This is a genomic window from Acinetobacter sp. Q186-3 (genome assembly GCF_013420655.1).
Taxonomy (GTDB): domain Bacteria; phylum Pseudomonadota; class Gammaproteobacteria; order Pseudomonadales; family Moraxellaceae; genus Acinetobacter; species Acinetobacter indicus.
Genome location: NZ_VOXS01000032.1, coordinates 1 through 8,071, shown reverse-complemented (window position 1 = coordinate 8,071; position 8,071 = coordinate 1). Strand labels below are relative to the sequence as shown.

Annotated in this window: 7 protein-coding genes and 2 pseudogenes; 1 reads left to right on the top strand and 8 read right to left on the bottom strand. The window is 38.6% G+C overall.

The annotated features are described in order from the left end of the window. Positions 1-155: 155 nt before the first annotated feature. The 6 genes and pseudogenes from FTT64_RS14015 to FTT64_RS13990 all read right to left on the bottom strand — a co-directional run bounded on the left by FTT64_RS14015 (position 156) and on the right by FTT64_RS13990 (position 5,418). Positions 156-449: pseudogene (locus FTT64_RS14015) on the bottom strand (type II toxin-antitoxin system RelE/ParE family toxin). Next, positions 439-684, bottom strand: coding sequence for a type II toxin-antitoxin system RelB/DinJ family antitoxin (locus FTT64_RS14010; protein ID WP_160232258.1), 246 nt, complete (start codon positions 682-684; stop codon positions 439-441). Before FTT64_RS14010 ends, FTT64_RS14015 begins: the two are co-directional and overlap by 11 nt. 109 nt (positions 685-793) lie before the next feature. Beyond that, positions 794-2,119, bottom strand: a complete 1,326-nt coding sequence (locus FTT64_RS14005; RefSeq protein ID WP_180057507.1) for an ISNCY family transposase — start codon at positions 2,117-2,119, stop codon at positions 794-796. Positions 2,120-2,350: 231 nt separating this feature from the next. Further along, entirely contained in the window at positions 2,351-3,295 is a 945-nt protein-coding gene (locus FTT64_RS14000) for a copper resistance protein B (protein ID WP_004668309.1), read from the bottom strand. Then, positions 3,282-3,620: a hypothetical protein gene (locus FTT64_RS13995; protein ID WP_004897649.1), complete on the bottom strand. Its 339-nt coding sequence runs from the start codon at positions 3,618-3,620 to the stop codon at positions 3,282-3,284. The genes FTT64_RS14000 and FTT64_RS13995 overlap by 14 nt, the downstream gene beginning before the upstream one ends. Beyond that, entirely contained in the window at positions 3,607-5,418 is a 1,812-nt protein-coding gene (locus FTT64_RS13990) for a copper resistance system multicopper oxidase (protein ID WP_004733211.1), read from the bottom strand. Before FTT64_RS13990 ends, FTT64_RS13995 begins: the two co-directional genes overlap by 14 nt. Before the next feature lie 919 nt (positions 5,419-6,337). On the opposite strand from FTT64_RS13990, the gene FTT64_RS13985 reads away from it, so the two are divergent. Then, entirely contained in the window at positions 6,338-7,090 is a 753-nt protein-coding gene (locus tag FTT64_RS13985) for a MipA/OmpV family protein (RefSeq protein ID WP_227554600.1), read from the top strand. Positions 7,091-7,395: 305 nt separating this feature from the next. Here the strand turns inward: FTT64_RS13985 and FTT64_RS13980 are convergent, their stop codons facing one another. Further along, positions 7,396-7,959, bottom strand: coding sequence for a recombinase family protein (locus FTT64_RS13980; RefSeq protein ID WP_180134372.1), 564 nt, complete (start codon positions 7,957-7,959; stop codon positions 7,396-7,398). Between the two features lie 37 nt (positions 7,960-7,996). After that, positions 7,997-8,071 (bottom strand): annotated as a pseudogene (locus FTT64_RS13975) (IS6 family transposase); the annotation flags it as partial.

Sequence of the window (8,071 nt, the reverse complement as noted above, 5' to 3'; positions counted from 1 at the left end):
CCAAGAAGACGTGCACAGAAAACAGCAATTCAACAACGAAATCTGAATCCTGTGCTTGACTTGGAAATGTCTGTATAGGACATTTCTATTTGGTTTTAAGGTAGGACATTTCTACTTGGGAATAACACAAAAATGGGAGCTTTAAGCTCCCATTTTTAGTCTTTAATTCGCTTTTTCGCTTCGTCATAAACTATGCTATCAGCTCGTTTTCCGACGGTAATGAGCAGGATAACTACCTGATCATCTTTAACTTGATAGACAAGTCGGACACCAGCTTTTAATAATTTGATTTTATAGCAACCTGCAAGATCGCCTCTAAGCATATTCTTTGGAATATGTGGCTGCTCTATGACTTTGGCTAGTTTCTTTTTAAATTAATCTCGTATAGCAACAGGGAGTTTTTCCCATTCTGCTGTAAAGTCCTTGTGACGTAAAAGCTTATAAGTCATCTAATGTGACTTCCTCAAACATCTCTTTAGGATCATTAATGCGCTTACGGACAAGAGCTAATAATTCTTCATCTTCTTCTGAAATCAAAGCTTTTTTGACAGGCAGTTTCCCAGTCGTAGCAACATACTCAAGAATACTAGTGAAGAAATCCGTAGGTGTAATACCTTGCTCTTTAAGGATTGAATAAGATTTTTCTTTAAGGGCTTCATCGATCCTGAAGTTAACAGTAGCCATCATATTTCCCAAGTATTTAATGTACTAGGAATATTGTAATGCAAATTGCATTACAAGTCGTGTTATTCCCAAGTAGAAATGTCCTACCTTAAAACCAAATAGAAATGTCCTATACTGGCATTTCTAAGTCAAACACAGGATTCAAATTGCGTTGTTGAATTGCATTTTTCTGTGCTCGTCTACGTGGCATCTTTTGAGAACGGTTGCGTTTGTTTTGCTGTTCCAGTTCTTCATGCTGTTGTTGAATATGTGCCAGCACAGAACCCAAACGTTTATTCTCAACAATCTCGCGCTGATTGAGCTGGTTTAATTTATCGAAGATACTGTAATTAATCTTCCGGCCTTCATGCATGATGGCTACAGTACCATCCGGATATTCCAGAAACTCAAGATATTTACCGATGAGTCTCTGATTTTCTTCTGTACTCTCGAGGAGATATACGCATTTATCATAAGTAATCGTCAGGCTGTTCGTGACTCTGCGGGGTTCACGCCAGGTAAAAACATCATCTAATTCTTCGGCTGTTTCAGTGACAGTCCGGTGTAGATCCTTGGGATTAAAGGCCATATTGGCAAATTTACGATTAAATTGCTCGATAAAGCAGGGCAGCCAGGCATTCGCTTGCTCAATCGAACAGATGCCTTCCAGGCGCATTTCTTTAATCAGACGGTCCTGAAGCGTTCTATTCGCCCGTTCTACACGGCCTTTGGCTTGTGGTGAATTGGCGAAGATGATATCGATATTGAGGGTACTGAGTACGCGTCCAAACTGGGTAATCTTGGTGTCTTTCTTGCTGCTTTGATTCACCCTGAAGACTGAATGTTTATCACTGTAAAACGCCAACGGCTTACCATGCTGCTCAACATACAAACGTGTTGAAATCATATAGTCAAATGCTGATTCCGACTCACAGAAGCGTAAATGCTGTAATTTTCCTGTGGCATCATCGATAAATACCAGCAGACAGCACTTAGCAGCGCGTCCTTCAAACCAGTCATGGTGTGAGCCATCGATTTGAATCAGTTCACCATAACAATCTCGGTTATAACGAGGCTGATACGGGCGTTTCAGGCGCTTGGCGCGAGGAATCCACAGATCGGCTGCAATCATCCAGGAACGCAGTGTTTCCACTGAAATATCGAATCCATGAACAGTGGTGAGCTTTTCATGCGCTAAAGTGGGTCCGAAACCATGCAGTTGATCCGAAACAATATTGAGGCACTTGAGTCTGAGCTCTTCAGGAAGCCTGGAATTGCTGATTTGGCCACGTGCAGCATGTGCTAATGCAGCTGGGCCTTGAGCTTTGTATTTTTGCAATAAACGTCTGATCTGACGTTCTGAAATATGAAGTAGCTGAGCAGCTTGGGACTGGGTTATGCGTTGATCACAGATTTCTTGCAAGACCGACAATCGTTTAAGTTCTTTATCCGACATAGACACCAACATATCAAACCGTCCGCTAAGAAAATTGCAAAAGTGCATATTCTAAAAGCGGACATTTTTACTTTGGAGAAACCGGACATTTCTATTTTGGAGTTACAAGTCGACTTCGCATAACAGCCATTATGTTAAATGGAAGGAAGCAAAATAAGTTAACATTTTGCTTCCGGCCACATTAAGCTAGAGTTTTATTTAAATAAAGCTATTTAGTAATCATTAAATTAATTAAAATCTAAATCTAACACCAGCTCCATATAACCAACCTTTCTCAGAGTTTGATTCTATTTGCCACGACGTTTCATCATTACCTTTTGAATACTCATAGGCAATGTCGATATACGGCATGATCTTTTTACTGATTTCATAGCGAGTTTCAAACCCTGCGGTTGCACTGCTTAAACCAGTTTTTTTCGCATATTTAGAGTCATCACTAAAGATAGCATCCAACTCTAAATAAGGTTGAATAATCAACTTTTGCGTAATCAGAAAATCACGTTCCGTTTCTAGGCTAAAGCCCGCATAATTGTCTTCTCCCGCATAGAGATAAGCATCAGTTTCAAAGAAATATGGCGCCATACCATGTAAGCCAATCACCGCATCAACATTTTCTTCGGTGTCTTTGCGATGATCATTGAGTTCAACTTTTTCACTACGATAACGTGCACCAATCTGTGCATCCCAAAAGTCTGAAATCATACGGCTATATAAAAGTTTGGCATCATAATGTGCATCATGCGATTCTTCTTTATCGGCATGAATTTTAATAAAAACCTTATTTTCATCTGTGCCAATACGGGTTTCAAACTCTGACTTTAAATCACCTGTGCCATCTTCATTGACAAGCCACTTATTGTCCACTGTCGTAATCGCATAAATTTGCGCACCGTGTTCTGAGCGATGATCATAATGCGAACTCTGCTGAGCATTCGCATCTGGTACATGATGTAAATGATTAACCGTAGATGTTGCCTGATGTTGTGCCTGATTCATTTGGCTATGGTTCATTTGAGAGCGATCCATTTGCATCGGCTGATTTTGACTAGAAGATGTAGCAACTGTCATTTTTTCAGGCGCACTATGATCTTCACCATTATGTGCCAAACTCACTGCACTGACCATCAACAAAGAGCTTGCTAAAACAGTTTTAGAAAAAAGATTAATGGTGCGCATGTTGATCTCCTTTCTGTACTTTTTGATCTTGCTGTTTCTCTGTTGATTTGTGATGCATTGGCTGATGACCTGCATGTTGATGGTTCATCGGTGCTGAATGTGCAGCATGATTCATTTTCCCCATCATCTGCATGTGTTGTGCATGCTCTTGTGGAGAATGCTGTGAATGATCCATCTCAGACATCGCTTGATGATTCATTGATGGTACATTTTTTCCATCAGTCTGAGCAGTTGAATGATGCCCTTCGTGCGCCAAACTTAAGCTTGTTAAACTCAATACCGCAACAGAAAAAAACGCTTTAAATACAAAATTAGTGATGTGCATGTCCAGCTCCTTTTTGCTCAGTTACTTGGTGAGTTTGAGTCGAATTTGTACCTTGAATTGGCGTTGTAGACACTTGTTCATCGCTAACATTTGCCACGATCAACTTGTTCATCATTCCTGCACTCATGTGATACAACAAATGACAATGGATTGCCCATTCGCCCAACTCATCCGCAGTTAATAAAGCAGTCACTGTTTTACCCGGTGGTACAATCAATGTGTGTTTATTCGGCATATCTACCGACTCTTGACCATTCTCCAACTGCATAAACATGCCATGTAAATGCATGGGGTGCGCCATCATACTGTCATTAATAAATTTGATACGGATACGCTCGCCATACTTCACTTTTAATGGCTCAGCATCGCTGAATTTTTTACCGTTAATCGTCCAAATATAACGCTCCATAGTACCGCCCAAACGCACTACTAATTCACTGCTAGCTTCACGAGTATCTTTTTGCGGTTCTAAAGATTTTAAATCACTATATTGCAAGGCTTTATTGCCCGCAGGTGTAGATGCATTTGCCCAACCATAAACCACTTGATCATTTTCTTGTGGTTTTGCTGTGCCATGCTGTGAATGATCCATTTTCGAGTGATCCATGCCTTGCATATCGCCATGGTTCATTTTTGAATGATCCATTTTCGAGTGATCCATGCCTTGCATATTGCCGTGGTTCATTTTCGAATGATCCATTCCTGCATGATCACCGTCACCATGTCCCATATCTTCCATGGTCAAAAGTGAGCGTGGACGTGGTGCAGGCATATGAATGCCATGTGTCATAGGATTTAGTTCATTGTGCAGTGTACCAATCGCATAACCTGAACGGTCAATTGACTCAGCTTCAATTTGATAATGTCCGCCTTTTGGCTCCACAATCACATCATAAGTTTCAGCTGTGCCAATACGAAACTCATCCACAGCAACAGGTTTTACAGGCTGACCATCAGCACTGACCACAGTCATTTTCAAGTTAGGAATACGGACATCGTAGAAAGACATCGCAGATGCATTCACAAAACGTAGGCGAATTTTTTCATTCGGTTTAAACATTCCTGTCCAATTTTGTTCAGGTGTTTTGCCATTAATGAGGAAGGTATAACCTGTAACATCCGACATGTCGGTTTTTAGCATACGCATCTGATTCCACATTTTGCGGTCAGACCATGTCGCTTTTATGCCATCACGTTTAACCTGCTTCCAAACATCACCCAAGGTTTCACGCTGATCTTGATAATATTCAGCTGAAATTTTAAGATCTTTCTGAATTTGATCACTGGTTTTTTCATGAAAATCTGACAACATCACCACATAGTCACGTTCAGCTTTTTCATGTGCTGCCAATGGTGTTTTACCTTTTGGATAAATCACAAAAGAACCATATAAGCCGTCCTGTTCCTGTCCTTTAGAATGAGCGTGATACCAATAAGTCCCGCTTTGGCGAATCTTGAATTTATAAACATACTCGCTTTGAGGCTTAATACCGTTAAAACCATTAAATCCCGGTACACCATCCATAATGCCCGGCAACAACAGTCCGTGCCAATGAATAGAAGAATCTTGGTTTTTTAAATTATTTTTCACGCGAATGATGGCTTCATCACCCTCTTCAAACTCAAGCAAAGGCGCAGGAAATTGACCATTTACGGTAATGCGCTTTACAGGCTTTCCAGTTGGGCTGACCACTGCTTCATCAATAACAAGCTGATATTCACGCACTTCGGCAAAAACCAAAGGCGACGATGCAAAACAAATACCTGCTAATAGGTACGAACTAATTTTATGAGACATAACTTAACCTTAATTTTTGAAAAATAAATAAATTTTAAAAAAATTGGTTAAGCTTTAGGGGGACGTGAAATTTCTTGCCAATACCCATTTAGATATTGGTTGGGGTAATAAAAATTAGGCTGATCTATAGAATAGAAGGTATCTAGGGGATCTAGCGAGCTTTGCAAAGAATGAAGACATGAGATCTGTGTCTGGCAGGATAAGCTAGAACATTCCTGACACTTTTTGTGATCTATATTCTGATTAAGAGCTAAATGATTATGGCAATCGGTATTCGTCTGTACTTCGTGATTAATACCATGTTGAGTGACTTGCTGTGCTTGATCTAAACAATGATCTTGGCTCATTTCAGTTTGCATATTGATATGCATTATCTTTACTGATGCAACAGACACACTACTCCATCCTATGGCAAAAACCATAAGAAAACAAAACCAAAGTTTTTTGGAGAGATGAGTCAACACGAATGCTATCTAGGAATAGAATTTAATCCAAAATATCTTAACGGAATTTTCAAATATTTACAACTCAATATAATTTAGTAGTTTCTCTAAAATTAACATAATACACGTTATGCGAAATTAGAAAAATGAGTTTATTGCACTGATATTTATCTGTTTTTTAAATTTTAGACCTGGGTTGGTGCCCAGGTTTTTTTTATTGCGTATAACAACCATTATGTTAAACATAAGTTAAATGGAGTAAACAACTCAAATTTTGAACCAACTAAGAAGCTTTTAAAATATCATTAACTATATTGTTGGATAAGCTATTAGTTATATGCTTAAAAAAAACGTAATTGAGCCAGTAAATTCACATTTTCTTTATTACCTTACCGTGTATATTGAATAAGTTTTTATGAAACAATGAGTAAAATATGCTTAAAAAGCTCGGATTTACTATAATTTTATGCATTCCTATGGCTACTTTTGCTGCTGAAGATAGACAACAAAAAGGACAAATCAGTAAACCTCAAGGTTTAAGTTTAGGCATAGGTGCAGTTGGTAGTAACGGTATATATGTAGGGGAAAAAACTGAAATCACTCCTATACCTGTGATTTCATATGAAACTGAGGATTTTTTTATTCGTGGTTTATATGCAGGTGTAGAACTCTACAAAGATAAACTTCTTACCGTAAATGCGATTGCTAACATCAATATGATGAATTTAGATGTCGATGACTTAAGCACAGAAAAATTAGCTGCTAAAAATATTAGTAAATCACAATTAGAAGATCGTGATCGTAGTGTAGATTTAGGTTTAGAAAGTATTGTACGACTACCTTATGGCTTATTTTCACTACAAGCTGTCAATGATGTTGGTGGTGCTAGTGAAGGAGCAGAACTTCGCTTTAATTATCAATACTTCTGGAGAATAAATCCTAAAGTCACTCTTATGCCAAATGCTGGAGTAGATTGGCTATCGGATAAAAGAGCAAATTATTATTATGGTATTTTAGACAGTGAAGTTGCTCGTGGTGTTGCAGCATATAAACCAAATCATGTCTTTATTCCACATGTATCTTTAGGTGCAAGTTATGCACTGACAGATAAAGTCAAATTAAGTGGTGTAGCAATGCAAAAGTTTTTACCAAGTAAAGTTCAAGATGGGCCATTAGTTGATAAAAGTGGACTCACTAATTTTTATATGGCACTGACATATAAATTTTAAGTATTGATATTTATTTTTAATAAAACGATTTTGCTAATCAATCTAAAGCCTAGACTCATTCTAGGCTTTTTTTATGTAATCACTTTCAATTAGCCATCATCAAGTATTTCTAAAATTAACATAATACACCTTATACGTAATGATTGATATTTCTCTTTAAATATCATTATATTAAAGCAAGCCGTTCTGGAATATAGGGCACCAGAGCGGCTTTTTATTGATTATTCATGTTCCACGCTTAAAATTCGAACAGTGTTTCATGATTTTTATAAGTTAAACTAAATTTAGTTGCTAATCCCAATAAGCTATTCACTAACTTGTAAATATCGGTATACCGCCTGACGACTAATCCCAAAAGCTTTCCCTAATGCCATTTTCGATGGATACTTCCCCTCCTTCCATGCTTGTCGTAAAGCTTCAGCTTGGTCAGGCTTTAGTTTATGCACCCGACCTTTGTACTTCCCCTGAGCAGAGGCGAGTTTTATTCCTTCCTTTTGCCGCTCTAAAATGATCTCACGTTCGAACTGTGCAAAAGCACCCATCATTTGAAGCATCAAATTATCCATCGGGGTGGATTCGGCTGTAAAAGTAATATTTTCTTTTACAAACTGGATGGCGATCCCTCGTTTGACCAGTTTATCTACTTCAGTGACCAAATCTTTTAGGCTTCGCGCAAAACGATCCATTGAATGTACAATCACCCTGTCCCCTTCCCGGACATAGTTCAACATTTCCTGAAATTTAGGTCGGTCAGTATTTTTACCTGAAGCACGGTCAACAAAAATCCGGTCGACCTCAATTCCTTCAAGTTGACGTCCAGTGTTTTGCTCGACAGAACTTACCCGGACATACCCGGCACTGTTGCAAATAGAGATTTGAGTCGATGATGTTCCCTTTAAAAAGTACTTAGAGACCGAAAACCCTGTTGATTAGACACACTTCACCCTGAGGCTGACCATAATAAAATGACGATGCTTGTCC